Origin of the sequence: Methylibium sp. Pch-M, from assembly GCF_004136295.1 — a bacterium.
Classification (GTDB): Bacteria; Pseudomonadota; Gammaproteobacteria; order Burkholderiales; family Burkholderiaceae_C; genus Methylibium; species Methylibium petroleiphilum.
Genome location: NZ_CP029606.1, coordinates 1,211,407 through 1,231,032 on the forward strand (window position 1 = coordinate 1,211,407; position 19,626 = coordinate 1,231,032).

A 19,626-nucleotide genomic window follows, 5' to 3' on the forward strand; every position below is an offset into this window, starting at 1 on the left:
AGAGCCCGAGCGCCGTGCGCACGAGGTGCTTCAATCCCAGGAGAGCGCGCCACCGGACTGATACTCGATGACGCGGGTCTCGAAGAAATTGCGCTCCTTCTTCAGGTCGATCATTTCACTCATCCACGGGAACGGGTTTTCCTCGTTCGGGAAGAGCTCCTCCAGGCCGATCTGCGTCGCGCGCCGGTTCGCGATGTAACGCAGGTAGCCCTTGAACATGGACGCGTTCAGACCGAGCACGCCGCGCGGCATGGTGTCTTCGGCGTAGCGATACTCCAGTTCGACGGCCTTCATGAACAGGGCCTTGATCTCAGCCTTGAATTCAGCGGTCCACAGCTGGGGGTTCTCGAGCTTGATCTGGTTGATCAGGTCGATGCCGAAGTTGCAGTGCATCGACTCGTCACGCAGGATGTATTGGTACTGCTCGGCAGCGCCGGTCATCTTGTTCTGCCGACCGAGCGCGAGGATCTGCGTGAAGCCGACGTAGAAGAACAGACCTTCCATCAGGCAGGCGAAGACGATCAGCGATTTCAGCAGCGTGCGATCGTTCTCGAGCGTGCCGGTGTGGAAGTTCGGATCCATGATCGCGCCGATGAAGGGGATCAGGAACTCGTCCTTGTCGCGGATCGACTGGACCTCGTTGTAGGCGTTGAAGATCTCGCTCTCGTCCAGGCCCAGCGACTCGACGATGTACTGGTAGGCGTGCGTGTGGATCGCTTCTTCGAAGGCCTGGCGCAACAGGAACTGCCGGCACTCGGGCGCGGTGATGTGGCGGTAGGTGCCCAGCACGATGTTGTTGGCGGCCAGCGAATCGGCGGTCACGAAGAAGCCGAGGTTGCGCTTGATGATGCGGCGCTCGTCTTCCGACAAGCCGTTCGGATCCTTCCAGGTCGCGATGTCGCGCGACATGTTGACCTCTTGCGGCATCCAGTGATTCGCGCAAGTGGCGAGGTACTTCTCCCACGCCCACTTGTACTTGAACGGCACCAGTTGGTTGACGTCGGTCTGGCCGTTGATGATGCGCTTGTCGGCCACGTTGACGCGGCGCGTGCCCGCTGCCGCCGAAGGCTTCACGGCATGGGCCGCAGCCGGAGGCGCATCGAACAAGGCAGCGGACTGCGTTGCGGGCGACGAGGAAATCGGGGATGACGGGTCTGTGGCCCGTGCATCGCGCAGCGATGAGGGCGGAGTGTGATGCGTCGCAGTGGAGGCGGAACGAGCGTCGTCTTCCCAAACCAGCATGGTGTACTTCCTGTGAACTGAATTATCGGAGTGTTGTGTTCAAACACCAAGCACTTGTTGACATCGAAGCGCTGAAGTTGTTGCGGTCGTGCATCGCTTGCGGGCGACCACGACCGCACGACACGCATTGGCGAATCACTGACAGGCCTCGCACGTCGGGTCGTCGATCGCGCAGAACTTCATGTCGGTGGCAGGCACGTTGCTCGCTGCATCGAACTGCGCTTGCGCTGCGGCAGCCACGGCATCGACACCACCGCTGCCGCTCGACACGGCGTTCAGGTGCCCCGCCTTCACCGTCGATTTCTCGGCATGCGTCGCACCCACCGTGCGCAGGTAGTAGGTGGTCTTCAGGCCACGCTGCCACGCGAGCTTGTAGGTGTCGTCGAGCTTCTTGCCGGACGCGCCCGCCATGTAGATGTTGAGGCTCTGTGCCTGATCGATCCATTTCTGGCGACGTGCCGCCGCCTCGACCAGCCAGGTCGGCTCGACCTCGAAGGCCGTCGCGTAGAGCGACTTCAGTTCCTCAGGCACGCGGTCGATGCGACGCAGCGAACCGTCGAAGTGCTTGAGGTCCATCACCATCACGTCGTCCCACAGGCCGAGCTTCTTCAGATCACGCACGAGGTACTCGTTGATGACCGTGAACTCGCCCGACAGGTTGGACTTGACCGACAGGTTGCTGAACGACGGCTCGATCGACGCGTCCACGCCGATGATGTTGGAGATGGTCGCGGTCGGCGCGATCGCCACGCAGTTGGAATTGCGCATGCCGTGCTGCTGGATGCGCGCGCGCAGCGCGCTCCAGTCGAGCGAGGTGGAACGGTCGACGTCGACGTAGCCGCCGCGCTGCTCGGCCAGCAGATCCAGGCTGTCGATCGGCAGGATGCCGCGGTCCCACAGCGAACCCTTGTAGCTGGAATAGCGGCCGCGTTCCTCGGCCAGTTCGGTCGAGGCCCAATAGGCGTGGTAGCACACCGCCTCCATCGAACGGTCGGCGTACTCGACCGCCTGCTGCGAAGCGTAGGCGATGCGCAGTTGGTAGAGGCTGTCCTGGAAACCCATCACGCCCAGGCCGACCGGGCGATGGCGCAGGTTGGAGTCGCGTGCCTTCTTGACCGCGTAGTAGTTGATGTCGATCACGTTGTCGAGCATGCGCATCGCCGTCGACACCGTCTTCCTCAACTTGGCGTGGTCGATCTCCAGACCATCGGCGCCGTGCATCAGGTGCTGGGCGAGGTTGACCGAGCCGAGGTTGCAGACCGCGATCTCGCCGCCGTTGGTGTTGAGCGTGATCTCGGTGCACAGGTTCGAAGAGTGCACCACGCCGACATGCTGCTGCGGCGAGCGGACGTTGCAGGCATCCTTGAACGTGATCCACGGATGCCCGGTCTCGAACAGCATGGACAGCATCTTGCGCCACAGGTCCTTGGCCGGCACGCGCTTGTAGAGCTTGAGCTCGCCTCGATCGGCCTTCTGCTCGTAGGCGGTGTAGGCCTGCTCGAAGGCGATGCCGAACTTGTCGTGCAGGTCCGGGCAGGTGGACGGCGAGAACAGCGTCCAGTCTCCGCCTTCGATGACGCGCCGCATGAACAGATCGGGGATCCAGTTCGCGGTGTTCATGTCGTGGGTGCGACGGCGGTCGTCGCCGGTGTTCTTGCGCAGTTCCAGAAACTCCTCGATGTCGAGGTGCCAGGTTTCCAGGTAGGCACAGACCGCCCCCTTGCGCTTGCCGCCCTGGTTGACGGCCACCGCGGTGTCGTTGACGACCTTCAGGAATGGCACGACGCCCTGCGACTCGCCATTGGTGCCCTTGATGTGGCTGCCGAGCGCGCGCACCGGCGTCCAGTCGTTGCCCAGGCCTCCGGCGAACTTGGAGAGCAGCGCGTTCTCCTTGATCGCCTCGTAGATGCCGTCCAGGTCGTCGGCCACGGTCGTGAGGTAGCAGCTCGACAGCTGCGAGCGGCGCGTGCCGCTGTTGAACAGCGTCGGCGTGCTCGACATGAAGTCGAAGCTCGACAGCACCTCGTAGAACTCGATCGCCCGCGCCTCGCGGTCGACCTCGTTCAGCGCCAGGCCCATGGCCACGCGCATGAAGAAGGCCTGCGGCAACTCGATGCGCGCCTTGCGAACGTGCAGGAAGTAGCGGTCGTACAGCGTCTGCAGGCCGAGGTAGTCGAACTGCAGGTCCCGGTCGGCCTTGAGCGCCTCGCCCAGGCGGCGCAGGTCGTACTGCATCAGCCGCTCGTCGAGCAGTTCGGCCTCGACACCCTGCTTGATGAAGCCCGGGAAGTAGTCGGCATAGCGCTGCTGCATCTCCTCGTGGAGCACCTCGCCGCCGAGGATCTCGCGGCGGATGGTGTGCAGCAGCAGCCGCGCGGTCGCCCGCGTGTAGGCCGGGTCCTTCTCGATCAGCGTGCGGGCGGCCAGGATGGCGGCCTTGTAGACCTCGTCGATCGGCACGCCGTCGTACAGGTTGCGCTGGGTCTCGGCGAGGATCGGCGCAGCCTGCACCTCGCTGCCGAGATTGGCACAGGCCGATTCCACCAGGGCCTGCAGCCGGCCGGTGTCGAGCGGCACGCGCTGGCCGCGATCGATCACGTGCAGCGCGACGGCCGGCGCCGCCGGCGCAGCGCCCTGCTTTGCGCGCTCCTGAGCGCGGCGTTCGCGGTACAGCACATAGGCGCGGGCGATCTCGTGGTGCCCGCCGCGCATCAGCCCGAGTTCCACCGCGTCCTGGATGTCTTCGATGTGGAAGGTGCCGCCGCCCGGGCGCGAACGCAGCAGCGCGCGCACCACCGATTCGGTCAGACCATCGACCATCTCGCGGACGCTGGCCGAGGCTGCACCCTGCGTGCCGTGCACGGCCAGGAAGGCCTTCATCAAGGCCACGGCGATCTTGTTCGGTTCGAACGCCACCACCGCTCCGTTGCGCCGGATGATCTGGTAGCCGGCATAGGCCGAGCTACCGGGAGCCGCCCGCGAAACTGCGGTGGCGGCGAGCGCGCCGCCGGCAAGAGCGGCGGCCGGAACGCTGGAGCTGATGGATTGCATGAGGTCCCTTTCGGTTCTTATGAGATGACGGTGTTTGCGACGGGCCGGCGCAAGGAGTTCGACGGCGGGTGATCGCCTGGGTTCAGCCTTCGAGGTACCCGCGTGTACGGGACACGGTGCGCCATGAACTGCCGATCGCCGTCGTGACAGCGGGACGATCGGAGCAGACGCAGCGCCGGGCTGTACAACGCCGCCCGGACAGGACGGCCACGAGGTCGATGTTCACGCGAGAGCGACCCCGGACGTGCTCGGCTCAGGCAGGGCGGGAAGGCATCGGCACACTATATCTAGCGCTCGCCGCCTCTACAAGCACTATATGTAGCGTGTCACGACTTGAAACGTGGCGACCTTTCGCACACCTCGGAGACAGGCCGCATCAGTGCTTGCGCACGACGGCCCGGCCCACGAGCGACGCGCCTCCAGCGCGAAAATCGGCCGCCAGGCCGCATGGAATCTGCCTCCGCCGAACGCCCTCGCTTCGCACCCTCAGCGCGAGGCGAGCACGCCCTTGGGAAAGTACTGATCCGGCCAGTCTGTCAGTGACTGCAGGCGCCCCCACTCGAAGCCGGCGCCGGGATCGAGCTTGCGCCCGGGGGCCACGTGCTCGTGCCCGGCCACGTCGCGCAACGGGTGCTGCCGCGCGAGCGCGTGCAGCAACTCGGCGAGGCGCTCGTACTGCGACGGCTCGAAGCGCTCGCCCTCCAGGCCTTCGAGCTCGATGCCGATCGAATAGTCGTTGCAGTTCTCGCGGCCTCGCCACGCCGAGCGGCCGGCATGCCAGGCCCGCCGCGCGGTCGGCACGAACTGCAGCAGTTCGCCGTCGCGCCGGACGACGAAATGCGACGACACCTCGAGGCCGCGGATCTGCTGGAAATAGGGGTGAGCATCCCAGTCGAGCGTGTTGGTGAACAGCCGCTCGATCGCGTCGCCGCCATAGCGGCCAGGAGGCAGACTGATCGAATGGATCAGCGCCAGCGAGACCTCGGTGCCTTCTGGCCGCGGCCCATGGTTGGGCGAATCGACGCGGCGCGCAGCCGACCACCAACCGTCCTGCCAGTGCGTGGCCTGCAGGCTCACGCCCGCCCCGATCCGGCGGGCGGCAGTTCGTCATCCGAGTCGTCGGCACCCGGCCCGATTGCCACGCCATGCTCGGCCACCATGACCCCCAGCCGCGCCATGCGATAGCGCATCTGCCGCAGCGAGAGACCGAGGCTGGCGCCCGCGGCGGTGCGGTTGAAGCGGTAACGCTCCAGCGCACGCACGAGGATGTCGCGCTCGACGCCGTCGAGGTAGGCGGCGAGATCGTCCGGCAACGGCGTCGGCAGCGCCGCGCTCGCCGGGAACTCGGCGGCGCTCGGCGGCGGCACATCCGCTGGCAGCGCCGCCAGTTCGGCACGACCGCTGTCGCTGAACGCCGACTCGGGCAGGTCGAGGTCGCCGACATCGATCACGTCGCCATCGCACAGTGCGACGGCCCGGTGCAGCAGGTTCTCGAGTTCGCGAACGTTGCCGCCGAAGGGGTAGCGCAGCAAGTAGGCGAGCGCGTCACGCGTCAGCCGCGGCGGCGGACTGACTCCGGCGTCGGCGGCGATGCGCTCCAACACGCGCTCGCAGATCGCCGGCAGATCCTCGAGCCGCTCGCGCAGCGGCGGTACCCGGATCTGGATCACGTTGAGCCGGTAGTACAGGTCCTGGCGGAAGCGCCCCGCCTGCACGTCGGCCGCCAGGTTTTTGTGTGTCGCGCTGACGATGCGAACGTCCAGCGCCGTCTCCGTCGTCGCGCCCACCGGCCGCACCGAGCGCTCCTGGATCGAGCGCAGCAGCTTGCTCTGCATCGACAGCGGCAGATCACCGATCTCGTCGAGGAACAGCGTGCCGCCACGCGCGGCCTGGAAGAAACCGTCGCGGTCCTCGTTCGCCCCCGTGAACGCACCGCGTCGGTAGCCGAAGAACTCGGCTTCCAGCAACTGCTCAGGGATCGCCCCGCAGTTCACCGCAATGAAGGGCTGACTCCGGCGCACACCGCTGTCGTGGATCGCCCGCGCGACCAGTTCCTTGCCGGTGCCGGACTCGCCATGTACCAGCACCGGCGCCATGCTGCGCGAGACCTTCTCGATCAGCGAACGCACCTGCTGCATCGGGGCCGAGTTGCCGGCCATCCGCGCCAGCGCGCCGGCCGGAGGGACCACCGCAGCGGCCGGGCCGATCACGATCGTCGGCACCGGGCGTGCGGCAACGCCGGCGCGCGAGGGCCGCGCCGCCCCGGACTCGGACGGCAGCTGATCGGGCTGCACCGTCGGACCGCTGGCCGCGGCCCGACCGAGGGCGGATGCCACGACGCTGCGGAACAGTTTCAGGTCGACCGGCTTGGTCAGGTAGTCGTAGGCGCCGGCCTTCAGCGCCTCGACGGCGCTTTCCGCCGAGCCGTAGGCGGTGATGACAATGGTCTTCTCGCGGCGCCCGGCCTCCTCCAGCCGATGTAGCAGGTCGAGCCCGCTGCCGTCGGGCAGGCGCATGTCGGTGATCACCGCGCTGAACGTGCGGTCGGCGAGTTGGGCCCAGGCGTCCTCGACACAGGCCGCGGTCTCGATCTCGTAGCCCTCGCGCAGCAGCGTCAGCTCGTAGAGGGTGCGCAGGTCGGGCTCGTCGTCGACCACCAGCAGGCTGAAATGCGAGGCCGGGCTCATGGCCTCGCTCCCGTGGTGGAGCATCGCCGCGCCGACAGGTCACGTGCCGTCGAAGGGCTGAAGTCGCTGGGCACTGAAATTCTCATGTGCTGAAGTGAAGCCGGGAATCGCCGTCCGGAAGCAGCGTGCGCCGCATGGCGACCGAGAACACGTTGCGGTGGCGCTCCGGCGCGCCGCGTGAGCTGTATTCGATGCTGGCGCCGTAGCGCTCGCACAGCTCACGACAAATATACAGTCCCAGTCCGGTGCCGCGGCTGCGCGTCGAGAAGAAGGGCTCGAACAGGTAACGCTCGACCTCGGGCGCAATCTGCTCGCCGTCGCTTCCCACCGTGAGCAGGGCCCGGCTGTCGCTCGCCGCAGCAAGCCGCAGTTGCACCGCACCGGGCGTCCGGCTCCCGTGCCGCAGCGCGTTGTCGAGCAGATTCACCAGCACGCGGCGCAGGTGCTCGCCATCGAACACCACACCGAGCGGCTCGCTCGGCAGGTCGACCCGCAGCACGCTGTCGGCACCGATCGCCAGGCCCGCGGTGCGCGCCCACTCGCCGCAGATGGTGGCGACCTGCAGACTCGCGTCGAGCGGCGCCGGCTCGGGCAGCAGGCTCGGCGCAACCTCCATCACGTCGTCGACGATGCGCTTCAGGCGCTCGGCGTTCTCACCCACCATGCGCGTGAGCTGCACCTGCTGCGCGCTGCTGGCGTCTTCGGCCAGCAACGCATTGGCTTGCATGATCGCCGCCAGCGGATTGCGGATCTCGTGCGCAATGCCAGCCGACACGCGACCCATCGCTGCCAGCTTTTCCTGGCGCACGCGCGCCTGCACGGTGCGCAAGTCCTCCAGGAAGAGCACGCAGTAGTCCTCCGGCGCCCCGGTCTCGCGGCGACGCGTGAAGCGCACGCGCAAGCGCAGCTGGCGCGGCCCGGTGTCGCTGGAGGCCACGCGGGGTAACACCACGTCGCGGCCGCCCTCGGGCCAGTGGCCCTCCCCGAAGGCGCGATCCACCGCGCGCACCAAAGGCTCCCAGGCCGGCACGCCGGTCAGCGAGAAGCTGTCGGCGGCGCTGATCAGTGGCTCGTCGAGCAGATGGCGCGCCGCCGGGTTGGCGGCACGCACCCGGCCACGACGGTCGACGACCATCACGCCGTCCTGCATTTCCTCGAGGACGAGGCGGTTGAGTTGCGCCTGCTGGCGCGCCAGTTCGAGGCTGCCGCGCGCCGTCAGTTCCTCGCGCGCCAGCCGACCGGACAACTCGCCCGCCATCAGGCTGACCACGAACAGGCCGACGCCGGCCAGGCCCGCCTGCGTGAGCTGCAACGTTGCCTCGCCGGTCACGTCCACATTGAGCCCCGCGGCAGCAAGCAGGATCAAGGTACACCCGGCGGCCACTCCCAACGCCTGCAGACGCGGCGTCAGCACGCCGGCCATCAACACCGGCAGCACGAGCAGCGCCGAGTAGTTCAGTACGCCGCCGCCGGCCAGCAGATGCAGGACGCCGAAGCTCAGCATGTCGACCCCGATCGTCGCCATCCAGTGGCGGCGTCGCAGACGCGACTGCAGCGCCGGCTGCATCGGACCCAGCAGGTTGGGCAGCACCCACAACAGGAGCGCCGCCATCGCGTAAAGCGAACACAGCGACAGCACCAGCTCTCGCTGTGGCCGCGGACTCAGCCAGGTGATCGCCACCTCGGTGGCCAGCAGCGCGAGACCGAGCACCGCACGCGAGGCCACGAACGCACGGTAGAGCCGGTACACCGCGCTCTGGCCCGACCCGGCGATCCGCCGCGCCTGACGCGACAGGAAGCGCGAATCGGCAGCATCGGTCTCGCGCCACTCGCCACGGTCGAAGCGCGACTGCGCCGCATCGTCGTCGCCGGGCAGGCCGAGATCGATCGACCCGAACCACGACGCCCCGCCATCCGCAGGGGCGCGGCGGCGACCCGATCCGGTCGTGCCCGCCATCAGCGTGAGTCGCCGTGGGCGAGCCGGTGCGCGTCGCTGCAGTAGAGGCCCTGCAGGCCCGCCACGGCCTCGGCCCGCGGCAGGTGCACGCCGCAGTGAACGCACTCGATCATGGCCTGCGGCGCACTGCCCTCGGATGCGGGCGCACGGTCGGGGCGTACCGCACGTGGCCGCGAACGCACGAGCCACAGCACGACCACGATCACCAGCAGCAGGACCAGGTACTTCATGCGTGAACGGACATCGGAAAGACAGAGGAAGGCCGTGCTTCGCCGTCAGGCCGTGCGGTGGAGGACCACTTCCAGCACGAAGCGCGAGCCCACGTAGGCAAGCAGCAGCAGCCCGGCCCCCACATAGAGCCAGCGCGTCGCCAGCCGGCCCCGCCACCCGAAAGCGCGGCGCCCGGCGAGCAGGGCCGCGAACACCCCCCAGGCCAGCACGGAGAACACGCTCTTGTGATCCCAGCGCCAGGGGGAGGAGAACCACCAACCGAGCAGCAGCGTGGCCGACAGCACGACGAAGCCGGCCGCCACGAAGCGGAAGGTCAGCTTCTCCAGCCGCAACAGCGGCAGCCCGGGCGACGGCACGCGAGGCGCTTCGCCTGCCGCCGGCTTGCTGCGCAGGCGCTGCTCCGCACGCCGCAGCAAGGCGGCGTGCAGCAGCGCGGTGCCGAACAAGCCATACGACGCAATGCCGAGGATCCAGTGCAACGGCGCCCATGGTGAACCAGCGTGCGGGCGCAGTTCGCCGGGAAACACCAGAGTCAGCACGACGGCAGCCGCACCCAGCACGGCCAGCGTGCGCCGCACGCCGGCCAGCGGCACGAAGCGGCTTTCGATCGCATACACCGCCAGCACCAGCCACAGCGTCACCGACAGCGCGGGCGCGAACCCGAAGCGAGCGCCCGGCTGCGCCTCGCCGACGCCGGCCGCGTGGAGGCCGATGGCCAGGCCATGGCCGATCCATCCGACCGCCAGCACGACGCCGAGCCATGTGGCTTCGCGCCTGAACGCAGCGACCAGGTAGGCCAGCAGCGCCACGATGCTCGTCGCGGCCAGCGGCAGCAGGCTCGCAGCGGAGAGGCCGGGCGATAAAATCATGCTGCGCAGTGTACGTTCGCGCCCCGGCTGCAAGGGGCTGCGCGCCGGATGGCCGGCTCCGCTGCGCGCTGCGCCCCAGCCCAGCACCAACCCGAGACCTCCTCCCATGGCATCCGCCCTTTCCGAACGCCTGAGCCGCCTGGTCAAGACCATGCGCGGCCAAGCCCGCATCACCGAAGACAACGTGCAGGACATGCTGCGCGAGGTGCGCATGGCGCTGCTGGAGGCCGACGTCGCGCTGCCGGTGGTGCGCGACTTCATCGCCCGCGTGAAGGAAAAGGCACTGGGTCAGGAGGTCGTCGGCTCGCTGTCGCCAGGGCAGGCGCTGGTGGGCGTGGTGCACAAGGAGCTCGCCGCGACCATGGGCGCCGGCGGTGTGGCCGAGCTGAACCTCGCGACGCAACCGCCGGCGGTGATCCTGATGGCCGGCCTGCAGGGCGCCGGCAAGACCACGACGACGGCCAAGCTCGCCAGGCACCTGATCGGGCGCAAGAAGAAGGTGCTCACGGTGTCGGGCGACGTTTACCGGCCGGCCGCGATCGAGCAGTTGAAGACGGTGACCCAGCAGACCGGCGCGGAGTGGTTCCCCTCGCAGGCCAGTGACCAGCCGGTCGACATCGCGCTGGCCGCGGTGGACTACGCGAAGAAGCACTACTTCGACGTGCTGCTGGTCGACACCGCCGGCCGCCTGGCGATCGACGACGCGATGATGGCCGAGATCCGCGCGCTGCACGCGGCGCTGAACCCGATCGAGACATTGTTCGTCGTCGACGCGATGCAGGGCCAGGACGCGATCAACGTTGCCAAGGCCTTCAAGGAAGCGCTGCCGCTGACCGGCATCGTGCTGACCAAGCTGGACGGTGACTCGCGCGGCGGCGCCGCGCTGAGCGTGCGCCAGGTCACCGGCGCGCCGATCAAGTTTGCCGGCGTGTCAGAGAAGATCGACGGCCTGGAGCTGTTCGATGCCGAGCGCCACGCCGGGCGGGTGCTCGGCATGGGCGACATCCTCGCGCTGGTCGAGCAGGTGCAGCAGGGCGTGGATCTGCAGGCGGCGCAGAAGCTCGCCGACAAGGTGAAGTCGGGCTCGGGTTTCGACCTCGAGGACTTCCTCTCGCAGATCTCGCAGATGAAGAACATGGGAGGCCTGTCGGGCTTGATCGACAAGCTGCCCGCGCAGATGACCGGCGGCAAGACGCCGCAGCTGGGCGCCGCCGACATGGACCGCGCCGAGCGCGACGTGCGCCGCATGGAAGGCATCATCCGCTCGATGACGCCGCTCGAGCGGCGCAAGCCCGAGCTGCTCAAGGCCAGCCGCAAGCGCCGCATCGCCGCCGGGGCCGGGGTTCAGGTGCAGGAAGTGAACCGCCTGCTGAACCAGTTCGAGCAGATGCAGGGGATGATGAAGAAGATGAAGGGCGGCGGCATGATGAAGCTGATGAAGCGCATGGGCGGCGGCGGAATGAAAGGATTTGTTCGCTAGCCGCAAAGCGTGCGTTGTTCTCTTGACGCTCTCCGCCCCCCCCCTTACGTTCACCTCCGAGGTTCTGGAGGGTGAAGCTGATGGGCGATCCGATCGTTCTGCAAGCGCTGGCGGTGCTGCTGGCCGGCTTGCTGCTGGTGGCGCTGGCACGGCGCCGCGGAGGCCGTGAACGGCCGGAAGGCCAAGGCCGTGACAAGCAGCGCGACAAGCGCGTCGAGGCGCTCGACACCGTGGCCGCGTGGCCGCCCGAGGCCACCCGCGTGCTGACGCTCAAGGAGCGCAAGGCGCAGCTGGTGCTGCAGCAGGCGCTGCCCGAATACACCGTGCTGGCGCAGGTGCCGCTGGCCCGCTTCATCCGCGTGCCGACCCGCAATTCCTACCATGAGTGGATGCGCCGCGTCGGCCAGATCTGCGCCGACCTGGTGGTGTGCGACACGGTGTCGCAGGTGATCGCCGTCATCGAGGTGCGCCGCCCGCCCGGCAAGGACGGCGAACGCACCGTGCGCCGCCACGAGCGCATGGACCGCGTGCTGCAGCAGGCCGGCATCCGCGTGATCGTCTGGAACGAGGACGCGCTGCCGAGCGTCTCACTGGTGCGCGATCAGGTGGTGAACACCTCGCAGGCCCTGCGCACCGGAGACGGCGGCAGCCGCGTGCGCACCCGCCCGGCAGCGGTCATGCCGGGCGTGCAGGTGACCGAGATGGGCCCGAGCGGCGCCGCGCCGGCCACCCGACCCGCGATGGTGACCCTGCAGGACGTGCTCGAGGACCTGGACCGCGAGGCGGCCGACGGTGCCACGCTGGCGGAGCCGGCCCAGTCGACCTGGTTCGACGATCTGTCGTCGGCCTCGATGCCGCTCGACGCGCCGGCCCGCTGAACCCGGCGCGCCCAGCTCAGGTCAGCAGCGCCTGCGAGAACTCGCGCGCGTCGAAAGTCTCCAGATCCGCGAGCTTCTCGCCCACGCCGATGAAATAGACCGGCACCGGCGACGCACCGTCACGCTCGCGCGACCACAGCGCGATCGCCGCCAGCACCCCGCCCTTGGCCGTGCCGTCGAGCTTGGTGACGACCAGCCCGGTCAGCCCCAGCACGGCATCGAAGGCCTTGACCTGGGCCAGCGCGTTCTGCCCGGTGTTGCCGTCCACCACCAGCAGCACCTCGTGCGGCGCGCCGTCCATGGCCTTGCCGATGGTTCGCTTGATCTTGCGCAGCTCTTCCATCAGGTGCACCTGCGTCGGCAGGCGGCCGGCGGTGTCGGCGACGACCACATCGCAGCCGCGGGCCTGGCCGGCCTTCACGGCATCGAAGCTCACCGCGGCCGGGTCGCCGCCTTCCTGGCTGACGATCTCGACGCGGTTGCGGTCCGCCCACACCGCGAGTTGCTCCTTCGCGGCGGCGCGGAAGGTGTCAGCCGCCGCCAGCAGCACCTTCAGACCGCCGTCGGCGAGGTGGCGCGTGAGCTTGCCGATGCTGGTCGTCTTGCCCGCGCCGTTGACACCCGCGACCATGATTACCGTCGGCCGCGTCTCGCCCAGCACCAGAGGCCGCTGCAGGGGCGCAAGCAGTTCGGCCAGCGCGTCGATCAGCAATAACTTCACCGCGGCAGGATCGGTGGCCTTGTGCTCCTTGACACGCCGCTTCAGGTCGGCGAGCAGGTGCTGCGTGGCGGGCATGCCGGCGTCGGCCATCAGCAGCGCCGCCTCGAGTTCCTCGTACAGCGCCTCGTCGATGCGCGTTCCGGTGAACACCTGCGTGATGCTGGATCCGGTGCGCCGCAGCCCGCTCTTGAGCCGGTCGAGCCAGGGGCGGCGCTGTTCGGCAGGCGCCGCAGCAGCCGCGCCGACTTCGGCAGCAGGCCCGGGAGACGGTGCGGATGCTGCTGGCGCCTCGGGGCCGGTCGGCGGTGGCGCCGCGACCGGCGCCTTCTTCTTGAAGAAACTGAACATGTGGCCCGGATTCTAGGGACAGGCCGCCGCGGCCTCTCCGGGACGCAGCGCCACACACGCACCACGGTGAGCCCGGCGCGCGAGCGGTCGTCACCGACGTCCCGGAGAAGCGGCTGCCTAGAATCGGCCGATGTCCCGCGCCCCCGCTGCCGCCCGCCCCGCCGCCACGCCGGCCAGGCCGGGTGAGGTCCGACTGATCGGTGGGCAGTGGAAGCGCAGCAAGCTGCCGGTGCCCGTGGCTCCGGGGCTGCGCCCCACGCCCGACCGCGTGCGCGAGACCTTGTTCAACTGGCTCGGCCAGGACCTGAGCGGCTGGCGCTGCCTCGATGCCTTCGCCGGCAGCGGTGCGCTCGGTTTCGAGGCAGCCTCGCGCGGCGCCAGCGACGTGATGCTGCTCGAGCGCGACGCCGCCCTGGCGCGCGGACTGCGCGCAGTGCGGGCGCGACTGGCGGCCCACACGGTGCGCATCGAGGCTGTCGACGCGCTGGCGTGGATGACGCGTTACGCCGGCGCGCCCTTCGACCTGGTGCTGCTGGATCCGCCCTTCGACTGCGGCCTGTTCGAGCCGGCGCTGCGCGCTGCGCAGCGCGTGCTGGCACCCACCGGTCGCGCCTACCTCGAAGCCGACCGGGCGTTCGAGGCCGAGACGCTGGCGCCACTCGGCTTCGCGCTCGATCGGCACACCCGCGCCGGGCAGGTGCATGCGCACCTGCTCCGCCCCGCGGCCCGTGACGCTGCGGCATAAACTTCGCCACCCTGCCCGCTCCCGAAGGAAACACCGTGCCCTTCAACCCCGGCCTGAGCGCCGTCTACCCCGGCACCTTCGACCCGATGACGCTCGGACACCAGGATCTGGTGCGTCGCGCCAGCGCGCTGTTCCCCCGTCTGATCGTCGCCGTGGCCGCCGGCCACCACAAGCGCACCATGTTCACCATCGCCGAACGGCTGGAGATCGCGCAGGACCTGCTGGCCTCGCATCGCAATGTCGAAGTCATCGCGTTCCGCGGGCTGCTGCGCGACTTCGTCGTCGAGCACGGCGGCAAGGTGGTGGTGCGCGGCCTGCGTGCCGTGAGTGACTTCGAATACGAGTTCCAGATGGCCGGCATGAACCGCCAGCTGATGCCGAACGTGGAAACCGTGTTCCTGACCCCGAGCGACCAGTACCAGTTCATCAGCGGCACCTTCGTGCGCGAGATTGCCACCTTGGGCGGTGATGTTTCGAAGTTCGTGGCACCCTCGGTCCTCGAGCGCCTGAAACAGCGCGTCAGCCAAGCCACATGACACACCGGATGTCCGCCCCGATCGACAACGCCCGCCGCGGGCTCGGCGGCCGTTCGTCGCTGCATCGGAGCTCCCCATGGCGCTGATGATCACGGACGACTGCATCAACTGCGATGTCTGCGAGCCCGAGTGCCCCAACCAGGCCATCTCGCTCGGGCCCGAGATCTACGTCATCGACCCGGCCAAGTGCACCGAGTGCGTCGGTCACTTCGACGAACCGCAGTGCGTGCAGGTCTGCCCGGTCGCCTGCATCCCGGTGAATCCGGCGCACGTCGAGAGCCCGCCGCAGTTGTGGGCCAAGTTCAGGGCGCTCGTCGGTGAACCCGCGTCGCCAGACGTGTCGCCGCTGCCTCCCTCCGGCACCGCTGCGGGCTGAGTCGCCGTTCAGTGTTCAACGGGTCGGCGGGGCCGCTGTTCCGACGCGCGTCTTCTTCTTGACACCAGGCGGCGCAGGCCCCGTCGCCTTGAAATCTCCGGAAGCACCGTCCGGCGGGTTGGCAGGCCGCTTGGCGTGCCGTCGCTTCTTCGGGGTCGGCTTGCCAGCTGTCGCGTGTACCGCTGCGTCCTTCGGCGTTGTCGCGCTCAACGAAGCCGCCCTCACGCTCACCGACTCGGCTTGGCGGCGCTCGTGCGCGAGCGCATCGGCCAAGCGGGCATCGCGCCGCGCCGCCTCCATGGCCTGCTGGCGCTGGGCCGGCGTGCGCACGTCGCCATCGACGCGGAGCGTGCGCCCGTCCGCACAAGGCTGCTGCGAGTAGCTGCGTCCGTCGGCGCCGCAGCGGTAGACAGCCCCCTGAGCGCTGGCGGCCTGCGGTGCCGCGGCGGCAAACAGGCCCGGCACCAGCAGCGACAGCACCCCGTGCTTCACGGAGGGTCGCACTGGGTGGGGGACGGGGCGCTGCCGGCGACATCGGGTGCCCTTGAAGCATCCGCGGCAGCGGGAGCCCCAGCGTCCGCGAGCGCCACTGGCCGCGGCGGCTTCGGTCGGGGCGGCTTGCTGGTGTGCAGGCGCAGCGTGGCCTTGCTCATGTCACCGGCCAGCAAGGCGTCGACGGCAGTCAGCGAGCGCACGATGCAGGCATCGATGGCCTCACGGTGCTCGCGCATCGGCTTGCCCAGCACATAGTTGGCCACCTCGGTCTTCACGCCCGGATGGCCGATGCCCAGCCGCAGACGCCAGTAGTCGGTGGAACCGAGTTGCGCATGGATGTCGCGCAGGCCGTTGTGGCCGGCATGGCCACCGCCCTGCTTGAGCTTCATCTCGCCCGGCGGCAGGTCGAGCTCGTCGTGGGCCACCAGGATCTCCTCCGGTGCGATCTTGAAAAAGCGTGCCAGCGCCGCCACCGACTTGCCCGACACGTTCATGTAGGTCTGCGGCTCCAGCAGCCACACCGGCCCGGCAGGCGTGTTCACGCGCGCCACCAACCCGTGGTACGCGCGCTCCGCGTGCAGCGAGACCTTGAGCTGGCGCGCGACGGCATCCACCCACCAGAAGCCGGCGTTGTGGCGAGTGGCCTCGTACTCCGGGCCCGGGTTGCCGAGCCCCACCATCAGTCGAATCATGGCGAAGATTATCGTGAGGGCTCAGACCGAGCCACACCGTGGAAAGCGCGCAGCCACGAAGGAGTTTCTCGCTCCTCTTGCGATCTTTCATCGAGCCGGAACAGGTCGAGCCTGCGTAGGCAAGGAATGCCCCTTCTGTGCGAATCCATCATGCTGATAGTTCGGTGAACGCGTCCCGTACAGCACGCCGTTCTTCTTCGGCGCCAGCAATCTCTGGCTGGCGATTCCAGCGTACTTGAAGCTCGCATCCGTGGTCGCGCCAGCGATCTGACGCTCGCGGATTCTAGATAGCGCGGCATCGCTGGGCCTGCAGTTTCGTCACGACTCGTCGTCGATCTCGCGCCCCCAAGAGAGGGAGTTGCCCAGATCGTGTGACGAGTCCCGGCGCGACACGGGCAACAAAAAGCCCCGCCGAAGCGGGGCTGGAAGCATGGGCAGCGAACACCCAAGAAGAATCACTTCTTGTTCTGCTTCTCGCTCTTCTTGCCCTTGGCGGCGGGCGCGGCGGCAGCGGTCGGGACCGCCACTTCGGCCGGGGCTTCCTCGGCGGCCTGCATCACCACGGTGGCAATCACCGGGTTCTTCTTGCCGCGCAGCACCACCTTCACGCTCGGGGGCAGCTTCAGGTCATTGACGTGCAGCGACTGGCCCTTGGCCAGTTCGCCCAGGTCGACCGTCAGGTACTCGGGCAGTTGCGACGCCAGGCACTCCACCTCGAGCTCGGTCACCACGTGCGAGATCAGGCCCTTGTCGAGCTTGACGCCCGGCGCGTTCTCTTCGTTGACGAAGTGCAGCGGCACCTTCTTCGTGACGCGCGTGGTGGCGTCGACGCGCTGGAAGTCGACGTGCAGCACCTGCGGGCGGTAGGCGTGCATCTGCACGTCGCGCAGCAGCACCTGCTGGCTCTTGCCGTCGAACTCCATGTCGAGCAGGGAGGCATGGAAGGCCTCCTTCTTGAGCGCGTGGAACAGCGCGTTGTGGTCGAGCTCGATCTTCAGCGGCTCGCCGGCGCCGTAGACGATGCCCGGCACCTTGCCGGAAATACGCAGGCGGCGGCTCGCTCCGGTCCCCTGCAGTTCGCGCGGATAAGCGACGAATTTCATGAGTTTTCTCCAAAAGGAAGGTGCCCGCGACCAGGCACCCTGCGTGAACCCGCGCGCCCCATGCGCACGGGCAGAACCCGGCTCAGAAGTTGTTGTTCTGCTCCGAGAGGTTGGGGCGGACCGTTCGGGACGGCCCTACTCGGACTGGCTAGAAATTGTTGTTCTGCTCCGAGAAAAGCGAGGTGACCGATTCGCCGTCCGAGATGCGGCGGATGGTCTCGGCGAAAAGAAAGGCCACCGACAGCTGGCGGATCTTGGTGGTGGCCTTGGCCGCCGCGTTGAGCGGGATGGTGTTGGTGATCACCACCTCGTCGATCTGCGAGTTCTTGATGCGCTCGATCGCCGGACCGGAGAACACGGGGTGCGTGCAGTACGCGAACACGCTCTTCGCGCCGCGCTCCTTCAGCACCTCGGCGGCCTTCACCAGGGTGCCGGCGGTGTCGATCATGTCGTCCATGATCACGCAGTTGCGGCCGTCGATCTCGCCGATCACGTGCATGACCTCCGACACGTTGGCTGCAGGGCGGCGCTTGTCGATGATGGCGAGGTCGCAGTTGAGCTGCTTGGCCAGCGCCCGGGCACGCACCACACCGCCGACGTCGGGCGAGACGACGATCAGGTCGTCGTAGCGGCGGCTCTTCAGGTCCGACAGCAGCACCGGCGAGGCGTAGATGTTGTCGACCGGGATGTCGAAGAAACCCTGGATCTGGTCGGCGTGCAGATCCATTGTCAGCACGCGGTTCACACCCACGGCCTCGAGCATGTTGGCCACCACCTTGGCGCTGATCGGCACGCGCGTCGAGCGCGGGCGGCGGTCTTGGCGCGCGTAGCCGTAGTACGGGATCACCGCGGTGATGCGGCCGGCCGAGGCACGCTTGAGCGCGTCGACCATGATGAAGAGCTCCATCAGGTGCTCGTTCGTCGGGGTGCAGGTGGGCTGCACGACGAAGATGTCGCGTGCCCGCACGTTCTGCTGGATCTCGACCGTGACCTCGCTGTCCGAGAAGCGCCCGACGGCCGCGCGGCCCAGTTCGATGCCGAGCGAGGTGGCGATCTCCTGCGCCAGCGCCGGATTCGCATTGCCGGTGAAGATCACGGTGTTGGAGGAGAGCATCACGCCTCCGAGGCGGTCGTTCGTTGGAAAAAACCTGTCCGATCAAAAAACATGGCGCCCGGAACGCGGGCGCCATGCTTCCTGGGTAAAGCTTTGGCAGGGGAAGAAGGATTCGAACCTTCGCATGTCGGAATCAAAATCCGATGCCTTAACCAACTTGGCGACTCCCCTACACAGGACACCGCTCCGGCTTGCGCCCGAGCCACGCCCGAAACCGTCGCCTGGCGATGATCAGCCGGCCCAGAGCGCCAGCGGATGCACCGTCAAGCCGCGGCACATGCGCCCCACCCACGACGGAGGAAGCGAAGCCGCTTCCATCATCGCAACCGTCGGTGTCTCGCCGGTGCCGGCCTCCGCAAACACTGCGCTGCCGGACCCCGACATGCGGCTTGCGCCGTAGCGGGATTGCAGCAGCGCCAGAGCCTGGGCCACTTCGTCGCTGTACGCCGTTGCGGGCGTTTGCAGGTCGTTGTGGCCGAACTCGACTGCGTTTGCAGAGAAGTCCGAGATTGTAGCAGCAGCGGTGTTTCTCACCAACTGCGGGCTGCCGAAGATCGCCGCAGTGGGCACCGCCACTGCGGGCTTCAGCACGGCCCACCAGCGCGGCGCCAGCTCGATGGGCGTCAGGCGCTCGCCGATGCCCTCGACCCAGGCGTTGTGGCCGCCCAGGAAGAAGGGCACGTCGGCACCAAGCTGCAGGCCCAGCGCCAGCAGCCGCTCGCGCGGCCAGTGCAGGCCCCACAGGCGGTTCAGCGCCAGCAGCGTGCTGGCGGCGTCGGAACTGCCGCCGCCGAGGCCGGCGCCCCAGGGCACCTGCTTGTCGATCGAGATGTCGGCGCCGAGCCGGCAGGCACTCTCGCGCTGCAGCAGGCGCGCGGCGCGCAGGCACAGGTCGTCCTCGGGCAGCGCGGCGGCCAGGTCGTGGCGGACCAGCCGGCCATCGTCGCGGCGCTCGAAATGCAGGGTGTCGGCCCAGTCGATCAGCGCGAACACCGACTGCAGCAGGTGGTAGCCGTCGTCGCGCCGGCCCGTCACGTGCAGGAACAGGTTCAGCTTGGCCGGCGCGGGAACGTCGTAGAGGGCTTGCAGGCTCATCGGCGG

18 protein-coding genes and 1 tRNA gene are annotated in these 19,626 nt (G+C 68.3%); 5 read left to right on the plus strand and 14 right to left on the minus strand.

What is annotated here, in order from left to right; translation table 11 throughout:
• Positions 1–30 precede the first annotated feature (30 nt).
• From C1M51_RS05730 to C1M51_RS05760, 7 genes are all read right to left on the minus strand, one after another.
• The gene (locus tag C1M51_RS05730; protein WP_011830789.1) at positions 31–1,242 is read right to left on the minus strand and encodes a ribonucleotide-diphosphate reductase subunit beta; all 1,212 of its coding nucleotides are present in this window, start codon (positions 1,240–1,242) and stop codon (positions 31–33) included.
• Positions 1,243–1,377: 135 nt separating this feature from the next.
• The gene (locus C1M51_RS05735; protein ID WP_129448617.1) at positions 1,378–4,293 is read right to left on the minus strand and encodes a ribonucleoside-diphosphate reductase subunit alpha; all 2,916 of its coding nucleotides are present in this window, start codon (positions 4,291–4,293) and stop codon (positions 1,378–1,380) included.
• Positions 4,294–4,779: 486 nt separating this feature from the next.
• Positions 4,780–5,370 (minus strand): 1,6-anhydro-N-acetylmuramyl-L-alanine amidase AmpD, encoded by a 591-nt coding sequence (gene ampD / locus C1M51_RS05740; protein WP_129448618.1) that lies wholly within the window; start codon positions 5,368–5,370, stop codon positions 4,780–4,782.
• A complete protein-coding gene (locus C1M51_RS05745) occupies positions 5,367–6,980 on the minus strand; it encodes a sigma-54 dependent transcriptional regulator (protein ID WP_011830792.1) in 1,614 nt (537 codons plus the stop codon). The genes ampD and C1M51_RS05745 overlap by 4 nt, the downstream gene beginning before the upstream one ends.
• 82 nt (positions 6,981–7,062) lie before the next feature.
• A complete protein-coding gene (locus tag C1M51_RS05750) occupies positions 7,063–8,937 on the minus strand; it encodes a PAS domain-containing sensor histidine kinase (protein WP_129448619.1) in 1,875 nt (624 codons plus the stop codon).
• A complete protein-coding gene (locus C1M51_RS05755; RefSeq protein ID WP_129448620.1) occupies positions 8,937–9,167 on the minus strand; it encodes a PP0621 family protein in 231 nt (76 codons plus the stop codon). The genes C1M51_RS05750 and C1M51_RS05755 overlap by 1 nt, the downstream gene beginning before the upstream one ends.
• Positions 9,168–9,212: 45 nt before the next feature.
• A complete protein-coding gene (locus C1M51_RS05760) occupies positions 9,213–10,037 on the minus strand; it encodes an inner membrane protein YpjD (protein WP_129448621.1) in 825 nt (274 codons plus the stop codon).
• Positions 10,038–10,143: 106 nt separating this feature from the next.
• Between C1M51_RS05760 and ffh the strand changes: the two genes are divergently transcribed.
• Together ffh and C1M51_RS05770 are read left to right on the plus strand one after the other, a co-directional pair.
• On the plus strand, positions 10,144–11,517 hold the full coding sequence (gene ffh, locus C1M51_RS05765; RefSeq protein WP_129448622.1) for a signal recognition particle protein: 1,374 nt from the start codon (positions 10,144–10,146) through the stop codon (positions 11,515–11,517).
• Between the two features lie 80 nt (positions 11,518–11,597).
• The gene (locus C1M51_RS05770) at positions 11,598–12,395 is read left to right on the plus strand and encodes a DUF2726 domain-containing protein (protein WP_129448623.1); all 798 of its coding nucleotides are present in this window, start codon (positions 11,598–11,600) and stop codon (positions 12,393–12,395) included.
• Between the two features lie 16 nt (positions 12,396–12,411).
• Here the strand turns inward: C1M51_RS05770 and ftsY are convergent, their stop codons facing one another.
• Positions 12,412–13,464, minus strand: a complete 1,053-nt coding sequence (ftsY, locus tag C1M51_RS05775; protein WP_129448624.1) for a signal recognition particle-docking protein FtsY — start codon at positions 13,462–13,464, stop codon at positions 12,412–12,414.
• Positions 13,465–13,594: 130 nt separating this feature from the next.
• Here ftsY and rsmD point away from each other — a divergent pair, with 130 nt between their 5' ends.
• The 3 genes from rsmD to C1M51_RS05790 all read left to right on the plus strand — a co-directional run bounded on the left by rsmD (position 13,595) and on the right by C1M51_RS05790 (position 15,121).
• Positions 13,595–14,209: a 16S rRNA (guanine(966)-N(2))-methyltransferase RsmD gene (gene rsmD, locus C1M51_RS05780; RefSeq protein WP_129448625.1), complete on the plus strand. Its 615-nt coding sequence runs from the start codon at positions 13,595–13,597 to the stop codon at positions 14,207–14,209.
• Between the two features lie 86 nt (positions 14,210–14,295).
• Complete coding sequence (gene coaD / locus C1M51_RS05785) at positions 14,296–14,745, plus strand: pantetheine-phosphate adenylyltransferase (protein ID WP_242500034.1); 450 nt, start codon at positions 14,296–14,298, stop codon at positions 14,743–14,745.
• A 76-nt stretch (positions 14,746–14,821) separates the two neighbouring features.
• The gene (locus C1M51_RS05790) at positions 14,822–15,121 is read left to right on the plus strand and encodes a YfhL family 4Fe-4S dicluster ferredoxin (RefSeq protein WP_129448627.1); all 300 of its coding nucleotides are present in this window, start codon (positions 14,822–14,824) and stop codon (positions 15,119–15,121) included.
• Positions 15,122–15,136: 15 nt separating this feature from the next.
• Here C1M51_RS05790 and C1M51_RS05795 read toward each other — a convergent pair whose 3' ends face one another.
• The 6 genes from C1M51_RS05795 to ispE all read right to left on the minus strand — a co-directional run bounded on the left by C1M51_RS05795 (position 15,137) and on the right by ispE (position 19,620).
• A complete protein-coding gene (locus C1M51_RS05795; RefSeq protein WP_129448628.1) occupies positions 15,137–15,601 on the minus strand; it encodes a hypothetical protein in 465 nt (154 codons plus the stop codon).
• Between the two features lie 8 nt (positions 15,602–15,609).
• Positions 15,610–16,308, minus strand: a complete 699-nt coding sequence (gene pth / locus C1M51_RS05800) for an aminoacyl-tRNA hydrolase (RefSeq protein ID WP_129448629.1) — start codon at positions 16,306–16,308, stop codon at positions 15,610–15,612.
• 455 nt (positions 16,309–16,763) lie between these two features.
• Positions 16,764–17,411, minus strand: coding sequence for a 50S ribosomal protein L25/general stress protein Ctc (locus C1M51_RS05805; protein ID WP_129448630.1), 648 nt, complete (start codon positions 17,409–17,411; stop codon positions 16,764–16,766).
• 148 nt (positions 17,412–17,559) lie between these two features.
• Positions 17,560–18,525 carry a ribose-phosphate pyrophosphokinase gene (locus C1M51_RS05810; RefSeq protein WP_011830805.1) on the minus strand — a complete coding sequence of 322 codons (966 nt, stop codon included), beginning with the start codon at positions 18,523–18,525 and terminating at the stop codon, positions 17,560–17,562.
• Positions 18,526–18,619: 94 nt separating this feature from the next.
• Positions 18,620–18,696, minus strand: a tRNA-Gln gene (locus C1M51_RS05815).
• 60 nt (positions 18,697–18,756) lie between these two features.
• Positions 18,757–19,620: a 4-(cytidine 5'-diphospho)-2-C-methyl-D-erythritol kinase gene (ispE, locus tag C1M51_RS05820; RefSeq protein ID WP_129448631.1), complete on the minus strand. Its 864-nt coding sequence runs from the start codon at positions 19,618–19,620 to the stop codon at positions 18,757–18,759.
• Positions 19,621–19,626 lie beyond the last annotated feature (6 nt).

What these genes read in the sequence shown, in the direction of transcription:
- C1M51_RS05730 (WP_011830789.1), bottom strand. Translation starts at nt 1,242, where the DNA reads ATGCTGGTTTGGGAAGACGACGCTCGTTCCGCCTCCACTGCGACGCAT.
- C1M51_RS05735 (WP_129448617.1), bottom strand. Translation starts at nt 4,293, where the DNA reads ATGCAATCCATCAGCTCCAGCGTTCCGGCCGCCGCTCTTGCCGGCGGC.
- C1M51_RS05745 (WP_011830792.1), bottom strand. Translation starts at nt 6,980, where the DNA reads ATGAGCCCGGCCTCGCATTTCAGCCTGCTGGTGGTCGACGACGAGCCC.
- C1M51_RS05750 (WP_129448619.1), bottom strand. Translation starts at nt 8,937, where the DNA reads ATGGCGGGCACGACCGGATCGGGTCGCCGCCGCGCCCCTGCGGATGGC.
- C1M51_RS05755 (WP_129448620.1), bottom strand. Translation starts at nt 9,167, where the DNA reads ATGAAGTACCTGGTCCTGCTGCTGGTGATCGTGGTCGTGCTGTGGCTC.
- C1M51_RS05760 (WP_129448621.1), bottom strand. Translation starts at nt 10,037, where the DNA reads ATGATTTTATCGCCCGGCCTCTCCGCTGCGAGCCTGCTGCCGCTGGCC.
- ffh (WP_129448622.1), top strand. Translation starts at nt 10,144, where the DNA reads ATGGCATCCGCCCTTTCCGAACGCCTGAGCCGCCTGGTCAAGACCATG.
- C1M51_RS05770 (WP_129448623.1), top strand. Translation starts at nt 11,598, where the DNA reads ATGGGCGATCCGATCGTTCTGCAAGCGCTGGCGGTGCTGCTGGCCGGC.
- ftsY (WP_129448624.1), bottom strand. Translation starts at nt 13,464, where the DNA reads ATGTTCAGTTTCTTCAAGAAGAAGGCGCCGGTCGCGGCGCCACCGCCG.
- rsmD (WP_129448625.1), top strand. Translation starts at nt 13,595, where the DNA reads ATGTCCCGCGCCCCCGCTGCCGCCCGCCCCGCCGCCACGCCGGCCAGG.
- coaD (WP_242500034.1), top strand. Translation starts at nt 14,296, where the DNA reads ATGACGCTCGGACACCAGGATCTGGTGCGTCGCGCCAGCGCGCTGTTC.
- C1M51_RS05790 (WP_129448627.1), top strand. Translation starts at nt 14,822, where the DNA reads ATGGCGCTGATGATCACGGACGACTGCATCAACTGCGATGTCTGCGAG.
- pth (WP_129448629.1), bottom strand. Translation starts at nt 16,308, where the DNA reads ATGATTCGACTGATGGTGGGGCTCGGCAACCCGGGCCCGGAGTACGAG.
- C1M51_RS05805 (WP_129448630.1), bottom strand. Translation starts at nt 17,411, where the DNA reads ATGAAATTCGTCGCTTATCCGCGCGAACTGCAGGGGACCGGAGCGAGC.
- C1M51_RS05810 (WP_011830805.1), bottom strand. Translation starts at nt 18,525, where the DNA reads ATGCTCTCCTCCAACACCGTGATCTTCACCGGCAATGCGAATCCGGCG.
- ispE (WP_129448631.1), bottom strand. Translation starts at nt 19,620, where the DNA reads ATGAGCCTGCAAGCCCTCTACGACGTTCCCGCGCCGGCCAAGCTGAAC.